The 16,321-nt window shown below is 71.8% G+C and carries 17 protein-coding genes; 3 read left to right on the forward strand and 14 right to left on the reverse strand.

Features of this window, described 5'->3' with window-relative positions; translation table 11 throughout:
- Positions 1-483 precede the first annotated feature (483 nt).
- The 4 genes from ACH4DZ_RS06440 to ACH4DZ_RS06455 form a co-directional block, all read right to left on the reverse strand.
- Positions 484-1,338 (reverse strand): ABC transporter permease, encoded by an 855-nt coding sequence (locus ACH4DZ_RS06440; RefSeq protein ID WP_398285799.1) that lies wholly within the window; start codon positions 1,336-1,338, stop codon positions 484-486.
- Complete coding sequence (locus ACH4DZ_RS06445) at positions 1,335-2,315, reverse strand: ATP-binding cassette domain-containing protein (protein WP_398285800.1); 981 nt, start codon at positions 2,313-2,315, stop codon at positions 1,335-1,337. The genes ACH4DZ_RS06440 and ACH4DZ_RS06445 overlap by 4 nt, the downstream gene beginning before the upstream one ends.
- A 163-nt stretch (positions 2,316-2,478) precedes the next feature.
- Entirely contained in the window at positions 2,479-3,093 is a 615-nt protein-coding gene (locus tag ACH4DZ_RS06450; RefSeq protein ID WP_398285801.1) for a PadR family transcriptional regulator, read from the reverse strand.
- A gap of 198 nt (positions 3,094-3,291) precedes the next feature.
- Positions 3,292-3,729: an ester cyclase gene (locus tag ACH4DZ_RS06455; protein ID WP_398285802.1), complete on the reverse strand. Its 438-nt coding sequence runs from the start codon at positions 3,727-3,729 to the stop codon at positions 3,292-3,294.
- A gap of 263 nt (positions 3,730-3,992) precedes the next feature.
- On the opposite strand from ACH4DZ_RS06455, the gene ACH4DZ_RS06460 reads away from it, so the two are divergent.
- Together ACH4DZ_RS06460 and ACH4DZ_RS06465 are read left to right on the forward strand one after the other, a co-directional pair.
- Complete coding sequence (locus tag ACH4DZ_RS06460) at positions 3,993-4,889, forward strand: NAD(P)H-binding protein (protein ID WP_398285803.1); 897 nt, start codon at positions 3,993-3,995, stop codon at positions 4,887-4,889.
- 14 nt (positions 4,890-4,903) lie between these two features.
- Entirely contained in the window at positions 4,904-5,617 is a 714-nt protein-coding gene (locus ACH4DZ_RS06465; RefSeq protein ID WP_398285804.1) for a class I SAM-dependent DNA methyltransferase, read from the forward strand.
- Positions 5,618-5,694: 77 nt separating this feature from the next.
- On the opposite strand, the gene ACH4DZ_RS06470 is transcribed toward ACH4DZ_RS06465, so the two are convergent.
- From ACH4DZ_RS06470 to ACH4DZ_RS06485, 4 genes are all read right to left on the reverse strand, one after another.
- Positions 5,695-7,323: an FAD-binding oxidoreductase gene (locus ACH4DZ_RS06470; RefSeq protein WP_398285806.1), complete on the reverse strand. Its 1,629-nt coding sequence runs from the start codon at positions 7,321-7,323 to the stop codon at positions 5,695-5,697.
- A gap of 68 nt (positions 7,324-7,391) precedes the next feature.
- A complete protein-coding gene (locus ACH4DZ_RS06475; protein ID WP_398285807.1) occupies positions 7,392-7,838 on the reverse strand; it encodes a nitroreductase family deazaflavin-dependent oxidoreductase in 447 nt (148 codons plus the stop codon).
- 85 nt (positions 7,839-7,923) lie between these two features.
- Complete coding sequence (locus ACH4DZ_RS06480; RefSeq protein ID WP_387334195.1) at positions 7,924-8,766, reverse strand: BTAD domain-containing putative transcriptional regulator; 843 nt, start codon at positions 8,764-8,766, stop codon at positions 7,924-7,926.
- Between the two features lie 46 nt (positions 8,767-8,812).
- A complete protein-coding gene (locus ACH4DZ_RS06485) occupies positions 8,813-9,247 on the reverse strand; it encodes a SnoaL/DnrD family polyketide biosynthesis methyl ester cyclase (RefSeq protein ID WP_398285808.1) in 435 nt (144 codons plus the stop codon).
- Positions 9,248-9,495: 248 nt separating this feature from the next.
- Between ACH4DZ_RS06485 and ACH4DZ_RS06490 the strand changes: the two genes are divergently transcribed.
- A complete protein-coding gene (locus ACH4DZ_RS06490; RefSeq protein ID WP_398285809.1) occupies positions 9,496-10,356 on the forward strand; it encodes a class I SAM-dependent methyltransferase in 861 nt (286 codons plus the stop codon).
- Between the two features lie 331 nt (positions 10,357-10,687).
- Here ACH4DZ_RS06490 and ACH4DZ_RS06495 read toward each other — a convergent pair whose 3' ends face one another.
- Genes ACH4DZ_RS06495 through ACH4DZ_RS06520 form a run of 6 tightly spaced genes read right to left on the reverse strand, consistent with a single transcriptional unit; the run spans position 10,688 to position 16,236 of the window.
- Positions 10,688-11,710 carry an acyltransferase domain-containing protein gene (locus ACH4DZ_RS06495; RefSeq protein WP_398285810.1) on the reverse strand — a complete coding sequence of 341 codons (1,023 nt, stop codon included), beginning with the start codon at positions 11,708-11,710 and terminating at the stop codon, positions 10,688-10,690.
- Positions 11,707-12,999, reverse strand: coding sequence for a ketoacyl-ACP synthase III family protein (locus ACH4DZ_RS06500; protein WP_398285811.1), 1,293 nt, complete (start codon positions 12,997-12,999; stop codon positions 11,707-11,709). Before ACH4DZ_RS06500 ends, ACH4DZ_RS06495 begins: the two co-directional genes overlap by 4 nt.
- Positions 12,999-13,274 (reverse strand): acyl carrier protein, encoded by a 276-nt coding sequence (locus tag ACH4DZ_RS06505; RefSeq protein WP_398285812.1) that lies wholly within the window; start codon positions 13,272-13,274, stop codon positions 12,999-13,001. The genes ACH4DZ_RS06500 and ACH4DZ_RS06505 overlap by 1 nt, the downstream gene beginning before the upstream one ends.
- A gap of 33 nt (positions 13,275-13,307) precedes the next feature.
- Positions 13,308-14,573 carry a ketosynthase chain-length factor gene (locus ACH4DZ_RS06510; protein WP_398285813.1) on the reverse strand — a complete coding sequence of 422 codons (1,266 nt, stop codon included), beginning with the start codon at positions 14,571-14,573 and terminating at the stop codon, positions 13,308-13,310.
- A complete protein-coding gene (locus ACH4DZ_RS06515; RefSeq protein WP_398285814.1) occupies positions 14,570-15,841 on the reverse strand; it encodes a beta-ketoacyl-[acyl-carrier-protein] synthase family protein in 1,272 nt (423 codons plus the stop codon). The genes ACH4DZ_RS06510 and ACH4DZ_RS06515 overlap by 4 nt, the downstream gene beginning before the upstream one ends.
- Positions 15,838-16,236: an antibiotic biosynthesis monooxygenase family protein gene (locus ACH4DZ_RS06520; RefSeq protein WP_398285815.1), complete on the reverse strand. Its 399-nt coding sequence runs from the start codon at positions 16,234-16,236 to the stop codon at positions 15,838-15,840. The genes ACH4DZ_RS06515 and ACH4DZ_RS06520 overlap by 4 nt, the downstream gene beginning before the upstream one ends.
- Positions 16,237-16,321 lie beyond the last annotated feature (85 nt).

A 16,321-nucleotide genomic window follows, 5' to 3' on the forward strand; every position in this document is an offset into this window, starting at 1 on the left:
CCCGCGCGGGCGCGGGCGCCCCCCCGGGCGGGGGGGGGCCGGGCGCGCCCCCCCCCCCCCCGGCCCCCCCCCCCCCCCCCCCCCGCTTCCGTATGGAGGGGGGAGCCACGGCAGCACGACCAGCCGACGGGGGAGACAACCGGCCGGGCTGCCGTGGCTCGTTCAGGGAGGCGCGCAGCCTTTCGGCTTTCAGGGGCCGCAGCCCCCAAGGGGCGCGGGGAACGGCGCAGTCCTTCGTCCTTCAGAGGGCGCAGCCCTCAAGGGGCGCGGGGAACGGCGCAGTCCTTCGGCTTTCAGAGGGCGCAGCCCTCAAGGGGCGCGGGGAACGGCGCAGTCTTTCGGCTTTCAGAGGGCGCAGCCCTCAAGGGGCGCGGGGAACGGCGCAGTCTTTCGGCTTTCAGGGGCGCGGGGAACTGCGCGACCAGCCACGACGCACCCGCACCCTCACCCTCACCCGAGGAACAACCGCCGGAGGCACCCCGCTCACTGCCGACTCTTCGCCCGATACAAGTGCATCGTCAGCGGCGCGAAGATCAGCGTAATGACCCCACTCGCCAGCAACACCCACCCGATGTCCGCCCCGCTCGCATCCCCGTGCACCAGCCCCCGCACGGCGGTGGCCGCGTTACTGACCGGATTCGCGTTGACGATCGCCTCCATCCACCCCGGCATCGTCTCCGGCTCCACGAAGATGTTGCTCGTGAAGACCAGCGGGAACATCACCAGCATGCTGGTCCCGGACACCGTCTCGGGCGCCTTGGCGACCACACCCAGCGCGGCGAAGATCCAGCTGACGCTCACCGCGAAGACCAGCAGGAGCAGCATCGCGGCCAGCACGCCGCCCACTCCGCCGTCGGGCCGGAAGCCCAGCGCGAGACCGACGCCCATCGTGGTGGTCAGCGCCAGCACATAGCGGACGATGTCACCGAGGAGGCTGCCCACGATCGTGGCCGGCTGCCAGAACGGCAGGGTCCGGAAGCGGTCGTAGATCCCGCGGGTGATGTCCATGTTGAGCGCGGTGCCGGTGTAGACGGTCGGCATGATGACGGTCTGCACGAGGACGCCGGGCAGGAAGTACTGGAGGTACTCCTTGGTCGAGCCGGCGAACGCGCCGCCGAAGAGGTAGGTGAACGTCAGCAGGAAGATGATGGGCATCAGCGTGACGTCGAACAGCACGGCCACGCCGTAGTGCTTCATCTTCCGCATCGTCCGCCAGGCCGAGACCCGTACGGCGGTCAGCGGGTTGGGGCGGGAGGGGCGGATCTGACTGGTGAGGGCCTTGCGCAGGGCGTCGTCGGGCACGCCCGGGGTGGCCGTCGTCTCGGATGTGAGGGTCATGCTGCTTCCTCCTGGTCGGTGGTGCCGTCCTCCGCGGGGCGCCCGGTCAGGGCGAGGAAGACCTCGTCGAGGCTGGGCCGGCCGAACGCGAAGTCCGAGACGGCGATCTCGGAGCGGGCGAGTTCGGCGAGGGCTCCCGCGACCCGCTCGTGGTCGTCGGTCCGTACGGAGAGCGCGAACGGGTCGGACTCCTGGAAGACCGGCGAGGCGAGGGCCCGGGTGAGCAGCTGGGCGGCCTCGGGGCGGTTCTCGGCCTTGACGAGCCGTACGTGCAGGGCTCCGGTGCCGACGGACGACTTGAGCTCGCCCGTGGTGCCCTCGGCGATGACCCGGCCGTGGTCGATGACGGCGATCCGGTCGGCGAGCTGGTCGGCCTCGTCCAGGTACTGCGTGGTCAGCAGGATCGTGGTGCCGAGCTCCACCATGGCCCGCACGCTGTCCCACACCTGGTTGCGGCTGCGCGGGTCGAGTCCGGTGGTCGGCTCGTCCAGGAAGAGCAGGTCGGGGGTGATGACGAGGCTGGCGGCGATGTCGAGGCGGCGTCGCATGCCTCCGGAGAAGGTCTTGGACTGCCGTCCGGCGGCCTCCGTGAGGTCGAAGGCCGCGAGCAGTTCCTCGGCCCGGGCGGCGGCCTGGGTTCGGGAGAAGCCCAGGAGCCGGGCGAGCAGGGTGAGGTTCTCGGTGGCCGTGAGGTCCTCGTCGATCGAGGCGAACTGGCCGGTGAGGCTGACCCGGCTGCGTACCGCCCCGGCTTCCTTGACCACGTCGTGCCCGAGGACCCGGGCGGTGCCGCCGTCGGGGGTCAGCAGGGTGGACAGCATCCGGATCGTCGTCGTCTTGCCCGCGCCGTTGGGGCCCAGCACTCCGTAGACGACCCCCTGCGGGATGGCCAGGTCGACACCGTCGACGGCCCTGGTCTCACCGAAGGTCTTGACGAGTCCCGACGTCTCGACGGCAAGTGTGGATTGCGAACTCAATCTGTGACTCCTTGGTCCTGATGCGCCACGAGAGGCTGTGCGCCATGGCAGGAAACGAACGACACGCAGAGCAGTAATCAAATTTGATTACTGCTCCAAGCTAGAGCACGGACGGCCAACTATGCAAGTTTGATTAGTAGGTCGTGCGAAGACGCTCGGCGCGTCAACGGCTCGTCGTGCCGGGCGCGATCAGGGCGCGCCATGATCCCGGCGTCCCGAAGGTGGGCCCGTGCTCGCCGGCCATCTCGTACTCGCCGGACCTGACCCGTTCCAGCAGGTCCTGGGTCCACTCGACGCCGAGGTCGGCGTAGCGCGTACGCATCGTCCACAGCTCGCCCAGATGCGCCGGCAGGCCCTCGGCGTGGACCGGGGCGGATTCCTTGCGCAGCACGGCCCGTTGAGCCTCCAGGACGGCCAGGCGGGTGGAGAGGGCCGCCACGGCGCGGTCGCGGGAGAGGGCGGGCATCAGGGCGAGGCCGGCGCTCAGCATGTCGGCGCGGTGCTCGGGCCGTTCCAGGGCGTCGACCAGCAGCCGGAAGAACTCCTCATCCCCCTCGGGGGTCACGCTGTAGTCCACCCGCCCCGGCCAGTGCGCGATCTCGCTGGCCTCCAGCAGGCCGATCTTCGCGAGCTGCCGCAGCGCGTGGTAGATCGAGCCGGGTTTGACGTTGGCCCAGTCGTCGATCCCCCAGGACAGCAACTCGGCCCGCACCCGGTAACCGTGCGTCCTGCCGAACCCGCGTACCACCCCGAGGACCAGCAACCGCGTCGCCGACATCGTCACCCCGTTCCGTCTGGTGCGGCGTTCACCTGTCCGCCGCGCGCCTGGGCGCCAGCTTAGTTAGCCGCCCCGGGCGCGACGGAGGACGGCCGGGACACGCGCGCCGGGGGTCTGTGCGCCCGGGGGCACGGAACACGCCGCGCCCCCGGGCCCCGGCCGCCGTACCCACGAGTCGGCGAACGGCGTCCGTACGGGTCAGGCGGTTGTTTCCAGTTCCACCTTCGGGACGTCCGGCAGTTTGCCCAGTGCGACCAGGAGCGGGCGCATGTTGATGACGTCCCAGTGTTCGACGACCTTGTCGCCCTCGAAGCGCAGTTCCTCCACCAGGTGCCAGCTGACGCGCTCACCGGTCGGCGGCACGCCCATGAACTCGTGCCGGTTGGTGGCCGTCACGGTGATCCGCAGGGTGACCCGGTCGTCCTCGGCCATGATGCTCTTCACTTCGAGCTGGAGATCGGGGAACGCCTGCAGCCCGCCCTCCATGAGTTTGATCATGTCGGCGGAACTCACCTCGTTGTCCTCGGAGTAGTGCACGATGTCCGGCGACCAGTGTTTGATGATCCCGCTCAGGTCCCACCGGTTCCAGGCGGCGACCATTTCCAGACACAGGGCCTTGCGCTCGGCCAATGACATGGCGATTCCTCACAGTCTCGCGGACGAAGTCACGCCAGACTGCCCCTCCCCCGCCTGAGAACGGCTGCAGGATCCCTCCAGTCCCGCTGGAGCGGCGCCGGACGCCGCCCGATACCCGCCGGGGCCCGCCGAAGTCCATCGGGGCTCACGGAGTCCTCTAGCCCGGCGCGACAGCCTTGCCGTCTGGAACCGCCTTCCCGGCGCGGCACGGCACGCAGGCGCAGCGCACCGGGGAGCACCGTTTCGTACGCCGAGGAGGGGCCTTGAACATCCTGCTGACCGGTGCCACGGGCAAGGTCGGACGCCATGTCACCCGGAGCCTGCTGGCCTCGGGACACCAGGTGCGGGCGCTCACCCGGACACCCGGGGCCGCCGCGCTGCCGGCCGGCGTCGAGGTCGTCGAGGGCGACCTGGAGCAGCCACGGACCCTGCCCGCCGCCCTGGAGGGCATCGACCGGATGTACCTCTTCCCGGTGCCCGGGACCGCCCACGAGGTCGCGGCGCTCGCCCGGAAGGCGGGAGTCCGGCACATCGTCGTCCTGTCGTCCAGCTCGGTGCTCGACGACGAGAGCAATCCGAGCCACCAGCACCACCGCACGGTGGAGCGGGCCGTCGAGGACAGCGGGGCGGACTGGACCTTCGTACGCCCCGACGAGTTCGCCGGCAACACCCTCTGGAAGTGGGGCGACTCGATCCGTACGGAGGGCGTCGTGCGCGCCCCCTACGGCAAGGCCGCCCGCGCGATCGTCCACGAGGCCGACATCGCGGCGGTCGTGGCGACCGCGCTGCTGGAGGACGGTCACGCGGGCGCCCGGTACCTGGTGACCGGGCCGCAGGCGCTGACCCAGGTCGAGCAGGTGGCGGTGATCGCGGAAGCGATCGGCCGGGACATCCGCTTCGAGGAGCTGAGCCGGGAGGCCGGGCGGGAGGCCATGAGCGCGGTCATGCCGCCGCCGGTCGTCGAGATGCTGCTCGACTACCTCGCCGAGTCGGCCGTCACGCCCGGCCCGGTGACCGATGCGGTGCGCCAGGTCACCGGCCGGGAGGCACGCACGTTCGCGAGCTGGGCGGCGGAGCACGCCGACGGTTTCGGCGGCGCGGGCAGTGCCACCGGCGCCACCGGTGCCGGCCGTTCCAGCAGTTCCAGCAGTTCCAGCTGACGAGGGGAGTCGCCATGTACGGACCCGGGATGGCCGAGATCTACGAGCTGCTCCACGAGTCGCGCGGCAAGGACTACCGGGTGGAGGCCGCCACCGTCGCGGGGCTCGTACGGGCCCGCAACCCCGCGGCGGCCTCGCTCCTGGACGTCGCCTGCGGCACCGGAGCGCACCTGCGGCACTTCGCCCAGCTCTTCGACAAGGTCGAGGGGCTTGAGCTGTCCGACGCGATGCTGTCGATGGCCCGCACCGCGGTACCCGCCGCCGTCCTGCACGGCGGCGACATGCGTGACCTCTCCCTGGGGCGCTCCTACGACGCGATCACCTGCATGTTCGGCTCGATCGCCTATCTGCGGGACACCGCCGAACTCACCGCCACCCTGCGGTCGTTCGCCGGGCACCTGACACCGGGCGGTGTCGTGGCGGTGGACCCCTGGTGGTTCCTGGAGACGGCCCTCGACCGCCATGTGAGCGGTGACACCGTGACCGTGGGACGGCGGACGATGACCCGCGTCTCCCACACGGAGCGCCAGGGGCACACCTCGCACATGGTCGTGCACTACGTGGTGGCGGAGCCCGACAGCGGTGTGCAGCACTTCGCGGAGAGCCACACCCTGACGCTCTTCACCCGGACCGAGTACGAGGAGGCCTTCACCCAGGCCGGCCTGAAGGTCGCCTATGTCGAGGGGATCCAGTCGGGCCGCGGCCTGTTCCTCGCGGACCGCGCCTGAACGACGTCAGGGACGACGAAGGGGCGGTGGCCGCGTCCGCGGCCACCGCCCCTCCCGCGCTTCCAGCCGTCCCGTCGTCAGTCGGGCAGCCGCACGGACAGCGCGTGCCGGAAGACGTTCTTGGGGTCCCAGCGGGCCTTGACCTTCTGCAGGCGCGGGTAGTTCCCCTTGTAGTAGAGGGTGTGCCAGGGCACTCCGGAGGTGTTCCACTCCGGGTCGGCCAGATCGATGTCGGGGTAGTTGATGAAGGTGCCCTCGGTACGGTCGTCGGGCACCGGGACACCGCCGGTGGTGGCGAAGACGTCGCGGTAGATCTCCCGGATCCAGGCGAGGTTGGCGTCGTCCTGTGTGGGATCCATCCAGGTGGCCGACATCCACACCTTGATGATGGAGTCGCGCTGGGCGGTGGCGGTGGCCGTCTCCGGAACGGAGTTGACCTTCGCCCCGTACGAGTAGAGCGAGACCTCGCCCCACACCTGCGTGTCGGCGCTCAGATACCGGTAGAGGGTGGCGGCCTGCGCGTCGGTCCACGGCTTGCGCAGATACGCGCCCTTGGACTTGGTCCGGTCGAAGCCACCGGTGTCGAACTTGTTGGCCAGTGTGGCGCGCAGCCACGGCTCCGTGCTCCGCTGGACGGTGGGCTCCACCTCCGTGCCCTCGTTGATCGCGGCCACGAAGTCGTTCAGCAGCCCCTCGGCACCGTCCAGTCCGCCGTCGATCTGGATGTCGAGGAGGATCTGTCCGGCGGCCTTGCTGTTGAGGTAGAACACGCTGTGCAGACTGGCGTACGGGGTGTCGGCGGCGCTGTTGCGCTGGTGCCAGGCCCCGTGGTTGTCGATGATCCGGGTGAACGCCTTCTCGGTGAGGGCGGACCACTCCCAGGTCACGATGTGCCGCAGGGTCGACTTCGGCGCCTTGGGCAGCAGCCCGGACGGGTCGCTGCCGGTGGCCCCGGGGGTGCGGAACCAGTACCGGGTGACGATGCCGAAGTTGCCGCCGCCGCCCCCGGTGTGGGCCCACCACAGCTCACGGTTGGGGTCGCCGGCCGCACTGGTGGCCACGACCTTGCGGGCCTTGCCGGAGGCGTCCACGACGACGACCTCGACGGCGAAGAGGTGGTCGGCCACCACTCCGTCGCGGCGGGAGAGCGGACCGTACCCGCCGCCGAGGACATGGCCCCCGACACCCACCTGCGGGCAGACACCGGCCGGGATGGTCACACCCCAGTCGAGGTACAGGGTGCGGTACGCCTCCCCGAGGGTGGCCCCGGGTTCCACGGCGAACGCCCGCCTGGCCGAGTCGTGGAAGACCTGCCGCATCTCGGACATGTCGATGACGGCCCGCACGGCGGGGTCGTCCACGAAGCCCTCGAAGCAGTGGCCGCCGCTGCGGACGGCGATCCGTTGGCCCGCGTCCAGGGCCCGGTTCACCGCGTCGACGACCTGGTCCGCGGTGTGCACGACGTACACGGCGTCGGGCTTGCCGCGGAACCGTCCGTTGAACCCCCGGCTGACCAGGTCCTGGTAGCGCCGGTCCGTCCGGTCCACCTGGACGAGCCCGGTCCTGGCGCCGCACGCGCCGCCTTGTGCCGCTTCCGGGACGGCGGCCTCGGCGGTCCCGGCACCGGGGACGGCCGTGGTCACCACCGTGGCGCCACCGACCGCCGCCGCACTGCCGAGGAATCCGCGGCGCGTGAATTCGTTCAACACAGACACCTTTCCTTTCCCTGCACGCAATTTCCCTGCATGCAATTTCTGACGTGCACCGCCCGCGGTTACGTCTCGACGGGCTCCAGGATCACCACGGGAATTTCCCTGGTGGTCTTCTTCTGGTAACTCTTGTACTGCGGGAAAAGACCCGTCATGAGCTTCCAGAGATCCGGTTTCTCGTCGGCGTTCGCCGTGCGGGCCCGCACATCGAGGTGTTCCTCACCAATCTGGACATGCGCTTCGGGCGAGGCGACGAGATTGAGATACCAGAGCGGATGCTCGGGCTTTCCGCCGTTCGAACCGACCACGACGACGTTGTCGCCGTCCCGGCCGTAGATCACCGCGGTGCGGCGCAGCTTTCCCGATTTCCGGCCGCGGGTGGTCAGGAGCAGGGTGTCGAGCCCGTACCACTTCGCCCCCTCCTTGCCGCCGCTGCGGTCGTAGCGGCGGATGTGCGCCGCGACCCAGCCCGTCGGACTGTCGACGGGTGCCTCCTCCGGCTGTTCCGGCATGACCCCTCCAACTAATCAAATTTGTCTAGCTGCCACCCTAGTCACGCGGGACCCGGAGGCGCAATCAAATTTGAGTACTGGTACGTCAGTAAGGGCGTGCCCCGCCGAACGCACTGGCCGGCACCGCGACCGGGGCCCGGCCCACGGCGAAACGGGGTTCGAAGTCGGTGTCCGCGTTCAGCACCGCCCGGTGCAGCCGCTGCACCTGGGGCCCCGGTTCCAGGCCGAGGCCCGCGACCAGCGCACCTCGCAGCCGGTGGAAGACCTGCAGCGCCTGCGCCCTGCGGCCACTGAGGTGCAGGGCCCACATGTACTGCCCGTGCAGGCCCTCGTGCAGCGGGTTCTCCACCGTGAGGGCCGCCAGCTCGGCCAGCACCTCGCGGTACATGCCGAGCCGCAGCTCCACGTCGACCAGGTACTCGAAGGCCGCGAGCCGTGACTCCTCCAACTGCCGGCGCCGGCTCTCCAGCACCCGCCCGGCCGGTACGTCGACCAGCGCGGGGCCCCGCCACATCAGGAGCGCCTCGTTCAGGTCCCGTACCCCGGCCGCGTCGTCGCCGCGCACCAGCGCCTCCCGGCCGGAGGTGACCAGCCGGCGGTAACGGTGCAGGTCGAGCACGCCCGCCTCGGCGGCCAGGACGTATCCGCCCGCCCGGGTCACCAGGATGTCGCGGGCCACCTCGTCGGTGGTCAGTCCGGTGACCGCGGAGAACATCTTGCGCAGGTTCAGGATGTACGTCTGCAGCGTGGTCAGACCGCTGACGGGTGGATCGTCGTCCCACAGATCCCGCACCAGTGAGGGCACGGGCACCACCTGCCCCGTGTGGACGAGCAGCATCGCCAGTACGTTGCGCAGCTTCGGGGCGCTCGGGGCGGTCGTCTCCCCGTCCACCCGGACATACAGCGGCCCCAGCACACCGAATTCCATCGTGCTTCCCCCTACTCCTGCTCGCCGGCCTTCGAGGAATCCGCCGTCACGGACGGCGGTGCTCCGTCTCCGGCCACGGCTCGCCGAGCTGGCGGTAGGTGCCCTGGTAGTCGGGCCAGTCGCGGTGGTGGTGGACCTTCCCGTCGACGAAGTGCAGGAGGTGGATCTGCTCACCGGAGAACAGCCGCCCGGTGGGCGCCATGCCGACCATCTCACCGACGTGCCGCCCGTAGAGCACCAGCCGGGCGCGCACCCAGTCGCCGTTCTCCTCGATGGCCACCTCCTCCAGGCGCGCCTCCTCCGAGAACGTCCTCTTGACCCACGCGACGTTGATCGCGAAAAGCTCCGGGCCGCGCAGCGAAGTGAATTCCAGAGTTCCCGGATTCATGTATTCCGGATGGATGTAGTCGGCCACATCGTCTGTTTTCCCGGTGTTGTACGCCTCCACCAGGCGCCGGACGCTCGCTATCTGGTCGCTCACGTTTTCTCCTCCAGAATCGGCACGAAATCGGTTCCGAATCGCCCGCTGTCGATCCTGAACCGGTGCGGCGGTACGTTCCGGGATCAATTCTTAGGAGACGGCATCCTCCGGAACAAGAGCGGATCGCCCTTCCAGGGACTTCTTTGCGTTTTGTCCAGCCGCAGTCCAGTGGCGCTCCAAGGCCTCTCCATCCGTGCCCGAGACCAAGGGGGAAAAGTGGTGTATCCACCGAGAGAGCGGGAGATCCAGTGGACACCTCCACGTACAAATCCGAAGTGGCGGCGGCCTTCAACAGCGCCGCGGCGTCCTACGACCGGCTCGGCGTGGAGTTCTTCACTCCGATGGGCCGGCGCCTGGTGGAACGCGCGGCCCCCGGCGAGGGCGCACGGGTCCTCGACGTCGGCTGCGGCCGGGGGGCCTGTGTCTTCCCCGCGGCCGAGCGGGTGGGGCCGACGGGCAGCGTCGTGGGCATCGACGTCGCCGAGGCGATGATCGAGGAGGCCGCGAAGGAGGCCGCGCTGCGCAAGGCCGACACGGTCGAACTGCGGGTGATGGACGGGGAGCACCCCGACTTCGAACCGCGCTCCTTCGACGTCGTCCTGGGCAGCTACAGCGTCATCTTCCTGCCCGACGCGCCCGCGGCACTGGCCCGTTACGCGCCGCTGCTCTCCCCCGGCGGGCGGCTCGCCTTCACCAGCCCGGTGTTCAGCGACGACACCTTCCCCTTCCTGCCGCCGGTGTTCACCGAACTCATCCCGCGCGAGCTGCTGCTCGACCTGCCGCCGCAGTGGCAGCCCGAGCGCCTGCAGCAGCGCTTCAACAGCTGGCTCGCGGACCCGGCCGACCTGATCCGCACCCTGGAGAAGGCCGGCTTCCAGGACGTGTCGGTCGTCGACGAGTCGGTCCAGCTGGTGGCCGAGTCGGGGCTCGCATGGGTGGACTGGTCCCACACACAGGGCATGCGTCTGCTCTGGAACCACCTCGCGGACGACAAGCGGCAACAGCTGCGGGAGCGGCTGATCACCTCGCTCGACGCGATGCGGGACGGGGACGGGCCGCTCATGATCGACACGCCGGTGCGATACGTCACGGCAACGGCCCGCACCTGATCCCCACCGGCCCGCCCTCAAGGGGCGCGGGGAACTGCGCGACCAGCCCCCACCGGCCCGCAGCCGACGGACGAGCGTCAGTCGCCCCGCCCCGTCGGCTACTCGCTCAGCCACGCGTCCGGGCCGGCCGCCGCTGCCCCGCGCCGCTCAAAGCGAAAAGATTGCGCAGTTCCCCGCGCCCCTGATGGGGGCGAGGGGAACTGCGCGACCAGCCCCCACCGGCCCGCAGGTGACGAAGCCGACGCCCCGCCCCCGTGCAACGACCGGGGGCGGGGCGTCCGTTGTGTACGGCTCCGTACGGAGTGCGCGGTGCTCCGCGCGGGGCGTGCCGTCAGACGGCCTGGGCCGAGTACGGCGCGCCCCGGGCGATCGAGTGGCCCGCCTCCGCGACGCGCGCCAAGGCGGCCTCCACCGCGCCGCGGTCCGCCTCCGGGGGCCCCGGCCGGGCCGGCAGCAGTGACACCACGGTGCTGGTGCCCCGCCGGACGGCCGGGTGGCGGCGGGCCACCTGGGACAGGCCCTGCCCGGGACCCACCTCCACCAGCAGATGGTCGCCCGTCGCCAACAGCCCCTGCAGCGCGGGCCAGAAGAGCACCGGCGCCACCGGCTGCCGCGCCCAGAAGGACGGGTCGTCGATGTCGGCCCGCGTCAACGGGGCGGCGGTGTAGGCGGAGTGGACCGGCACGGACGGCGTGTTCCGGCGCACCGCGGCGAAGCGTTCCGCCGCGCCCCGGCAGGCGGGTTCGAGCATGGGGCTGTGGAAGGCGCTGAGCGAGGGAACCCGGCGGCAGACGAACCCGGCCTCCCCCAGCGCGCGGCCGGCCTCGGCCAGCGGGCCGTCGGGGCCGGCCAGGATGGTCTGGCGCGGGGCGTTGACCGCGCCCACGACCACGTCCGCGCTCAGGTACGGAGCCACCTCCGTCGTGGACGCGGCGACCGCGAGCATGCCGCCCGGCGGGGCCTTCGCCAGCCGCCCGACCCGGTCGAGCACCAGTCCCACCGCGTCCCGCGGGCTGAACACCCCGGCCAGCACCGCCGAGGCCAGCTCCCCGATGCTGTGCCCCAGCAGGGCCGCCGGGCGCAGGCCCCAGCTCAGCACCAGCCGGCCCAGCGCGAGGTCCACCGCGAAGAGCAGCGGCTGCGAGCGGGTGACGTGGTCCAGTTCCGTGGCGGGCCGTTCGGCCAGCCAGTCCGCGCGCAGCGGACCGCCCTCGGCGCCCGCCGCCTCGAAGAACTCGTCCATGGCCGCGGTGAACACCGGCTCGTGCCCGTAGAGCCCTGCGGCCATCCGCGGATGCTGGGAGCCCTGGCCCGGCAGCAACAGGGCGACGGGCAGCGGACGTTCAGCGGTCATCCGACGCCTCCTGCAGGTGTGGTCGGTGAGATGGATGCCGTCGCCGAGGTGGGTGTCGAGGGTGCTGGAGCCGCCCAGGCGGGCCGTTCCAGCATTTCGACGACCGCGCAGGAGTAGGTGAACCCGGCGCCCACGCTCATCCACACGACGAGGTCCCCGGCGCCGAGGCTCCCGGAGGCGACCAGGTGGTCGAATCCGGCGATCTGGTCACCGGCGCCGAGGTGCCCGATGCCGCGGCTCCACTCCCAGGTGGTGCGCTCCTCCGCGATCCCGAAGCGGGCGAGGTGCCCCGCCCGCAGCCGCTTGCGGCCCAGGTGGGGCAGGACGAATCGGTCGACGTCGGCGAGCGTGACCCCGGCGGCGGCGAGGGCCTGCTCGACGGCGGCGTCCTGCGCGGCCCCGCTCGCCGCGATCACCTGGGGCACCCGGTGGGTGGCCAGGAAGTCCTTCTTGCAGGCGTCCAGGTCGACCACCGGCCGGTGGCTGAACGGGGCGCTGCCGAACGGGTCGTCACCGCGGTGCATCCCCTCCAGCTCCGGCGCGGAGACGGTGGCGAGGCCCCTGACGCGGGCGAAGCCCTCCCGCGAGGACAGCACGAGGGCGGTGCCCCCGTCCCCGTAGAAGGTGCCCGAGTCGCTGCGCCAGCGGTCGAAGCCGGGCGGGCGGAAGGCGTCGCCGGTGGTCAGCAGGACCCGGCGGTCCGGCTCGCCGGCCGCCGGGCCCGCCCGCAGGTGGTCGACCGCGAGCCCGAGTCCGGCCATGCCCCCGTTGGAGACCTGGCCGACCTCGATCGCGGGGCACCGGTTGCCGACGGCCGTGCGCTGGACGTACGAGGCGGGCGCCCACAGGTCGTGGCCCTGGTAGAAGAAGCTGGCGTGCAGGATCAGCGACACGTCGCCGGACCCGGAACCAGAACCGGAACCCAACCCCGTGCCCGAGCCCGATCCGGACCCAGCCCCGGCCTCCGTGCCGGACCCGGACCCGGGTCCGGACCCAAACCCGGTCCCGGTCCGAGTCCCGGAGTCGACGCCCCTTCGGCCGAAGCCGGACCGCTCAAGGGCGGTCCGGGCCGCGCGGGCCGCCATTTCGGGCGCCGGCTCGTCCTGCGCCACGGCCACCGACAGCATGCCGGTGGTCCTGGCCAGGGCCTCGTCGCACAGCCCGGCCGCGACGGCGTCCGCGACCGGGGTGCGGGGCGGCAGCCAGACCGCGCACCCCGCGATCCGGATGTCCGGCGCCGGGCTCTCCACGGCGGGAGCCCTCTCGGCGCCGAGGCCCGCCTCGGTCATCAGGCGGCCCCCGCCGCGGGCATGCGGTCGGCGAGCGCGGCGTTCACGGCGGTGACGAACGCCGCGGGGGTCAGCGCCTCGCCGAGCGTCTCCTCGGGCAGCGTGATCCCGTAGCCGCGCTCGACCCTGCTGATCGCCTCCATGAGGGCCAGCGAGTCGTAGCCGAGCAGGGCGAACTCCTGGTCCGCGGCGGCGCTGGAGAGGTCGACGGCCTCCTCCTCGCCCGCGCACTCACGCATGATCTTGAACAGGTCGTCGGTGGTGAAAGCGGACATGACGTCTCCAAGTGGGGTGGTGGTGGATGGGTTTCAGGCCGCCGAGGGGCCGCGTACGACCATGGCGCTGTTGAAGCCCCCGCGGCCCCGCGCCAGTACCAGCGCGGCGTCTCCCGTGACGGGGCGGGGAGCGCCGGTCACCAGGTCGAGGTCGTGGCCCGTGGTCTCCTCGACGTGGACCGTCGGCGGGACGACGCCGTCCCGCAGGGCGAACAGGGCGGTGACCAGATCGAGCGGCGCGGCGCCCGAGTAGAGGCGTCCCGTCATGGTCTTGGGGACCGTGACCGGTACGCCGCCGGGCCCGAAGACCGCGCTCAGGGCCTGTGCCTCGACGCGGTCGGGCTCCGGTTCACCGGCGCCGTCCGCGAGGACGAGGGCGATGTCCCCGGGCCGCAGACCGGCGTCGGCCAGCGCCCCGCGGACGGCCCGCTCCAGGTTGGAAGGGCGGCCCGAGCCCGGCCGGGGGTCGAAGGTGGCGGCGTACCCGCTGATCTCCCCGTGGACCCGTGCCCCGCGCTCCCGGGCCCGGTCCGCGTCCTCCAGGGTGAGGATCGCCCCGCCCTCGCCGGGCACATGGCCGTCGGCGGCGGCGTCGAAGGGCAGATAGGCGCGGGCCGGGTCCTCGCTCTCGCTGAGGATCCCGGCGGAGATCTGCGCGGCGAGCCCGTACGGGCACAGCGAGGCGTCCATGCCGCCCGTCAGCATGAGCGGGGTGCCCTTGCGGATGCGGCGTCTGGCCTGCGCGACGGCGTCGAGGCCGCCCGCCTGGTCGGTGACGAGGACTCCGGTGGGCCCGCGCAGGTCGTGCCGGATGGAGACCTGGCCCGAGTTGACGGCGTAGAACCAGGCGAAGGACATGTACGCGCTGACGTGCTTGGGGTCCTTGCCCCACAGGTGGCCCAGTTCGCGCTGGCCGAACTCGAAGCCGCCGGAGGCGCTGGCGGTGACCACCCCGCGCTCGTCCGCGGGCAGGCTGTCGGCGCTCAGCCCGGCGTCCGCGAGCGCCCAGTCGGCGCCCGCGAGGGCGAACTGCGTGGTGCGGTCGGTCTGCGGGACGAGCCGGCTGGGGATGTGGTCGCGCACCGAGAACCCGGTGACCTCGCCGGCCAGCCGGGAGGGGTACGAGGAGGGGTCGAAGCGGGTGATCCGGGCGATGCCGCTCCGGCCGCGCAGGGTCGCCGCCCAGTACTCCTCGGCCCCGATCCCGTTGGGCGCGAGCACGCCGACCCCGGTGACCACGGCCCTGGCGGTCCTGGACGCGGTGGTCGTCGGCCCGGCGGTCGTGGGCGCGGTGGTCATGGGCGCCTCCCTTCGGATGCGGTGAGCACCATCGCGCTCTGGAAGCCACCGAAGCCGCTGCCCACCGTCAGTACGGTGTCGGTGGGCTGGTCGCGGGCGGTCACCGGCACGTAGTCGAGGTCGAGTTGGGGGTCGGGCTCGTGCAGGCCCGCCGTGGGGGGTATCACGCCGTGCCGGATCACCAGGGCGGAGGCGGCGGCCTCGATGGAGCCGACGGCGCCGAGCGAGTGGCCGATGACCGCCTTGATGGAGCTGACCGGGACCCGGTGGGCGTGCTCGCCCAGGCTGTGCTTGATGGCGGCCGTCTCGTGGATGTCGTTCTGCCGGGTGGCCGTGCCGTGCGCGTTGACGTAGCCGACGGCCTCGCGGTCGATCCGGGCGTCGTCGAGCGCTCCGGTGATGGCGGCGGCCATCTCCACTCCGTCGGGGCGCAGTCCGGTCATGTGGTGGGCGTTGGCGCGCGCGGCGAAGCCGGCGATCTCGGCGTAGACCTGCGCCCCGCGCCGCAGGGCCGACTCCCGCTCCTCCAGTACGAGGACGGCGGCGCCCTCGCCCAGGACGAAACCGCTGCGGGTGCGGTCGAAGGGCCGCGAGGCGTGGTCCGGGGTGTCGTTGCGCGGCGAGGTGGCCTTGATGGCGTCGAAGCAGGCCACGGTGATCGGCGCGATGGGGGCGTCGCTGCCCCCGGCGATCATGATGTCGGCGCTGCCCTCACGGATGAGTTCGACGGCGTGGCCCAGCGAGTCGAGGCCGGAGGTGCAGCCCGCCGAGACGAGCGCGGCCGGGCCCTCGGCACCGGCCTCCCAGGCGACTTCCGCCGCCATCGAGCTGGGCACGAAGTAGTCGTACAGGTACGGGGTGCCCGCCGCGTGGTCGACCAGCCACTGCTTGCCGCCGTCGCTCCGGGCGACGTACTCCTCCTCCAGTTTCAGCGTGCAGCCGACGGCGGAGCCGAGGCTGACGCCGGTCCGGTGCGCGTTGCTCCGGTCGATCTCCACGCCGCTGTCCGCCAGCGCCTCGCGGGCGGCGACCAGGGCGAACTGGGAGGCGCGGTCCAGCCGGGCGGTGTCGCGGGCCGACAGTCCGTGGCGGGCTCCGTCGAAGTCGCATTCGGCGGCCATCCGGGAGCGGAACGGCGTCGGGTCGAAGGCCGTTATGGTCCTGGTCGCGGAGACTCCGGAGACGATGCGTTCCCAGAACGCCTTCGTGCCGATACCGCCCGGGGCGATCACTCCGAGACCGGTGATCACCACCCGACGGGCCGTCATATCCTCTCCCCCGCGCGGGCCGCGCCGCCGAGCGCGGGGCCCTCCGACGCCGGTCCCCCGGGCGCCGCGCCGCCGTCGCGGCGCAGCCGTGCCAGGTACAGTTCCGGCCGACTTTCGGCGAGGGCGCGCAGCGCGCCGGCGTGCGGCTGGAAGTCGGCGTGCGAGACGGCCGCGCGGAACGCGGCGACGTCCCGCCACTCGGCGACGTTGACGTACTGGCCGGGCCGCTCCGCGTGCCGGGAGAGCGTGTGCCGGACGAAGCCCGGCTGCCGCGCCATGAACTCGGACGTCCGCGCGAACTCCTTCTCGAACACCTCGGGTTCGGCGTGCACGGTGAAGGTGTTCACGAAGGTCACGGCGCCGGCCTCCCTGGCGTCTGGCTCGTGATCCGTCATCAATGGCCTCCTCGTTCAACGGTGTTGCCCGGTATTGCCCGGTGTCGCCAGGTCTGTTTTTGACCCGTTCGTGTGACCTGGCATC

The sequence above is a fragment of the Streptomyces sp. NPDC017991 genome (assembly GCF_044328075.1).
Taxonomy (GTDB): domain Bacteria; phylum Actinomycetota; class Actinomycetes; order Streptomycetales; family Streptomycetaceae; genus Streptomyces.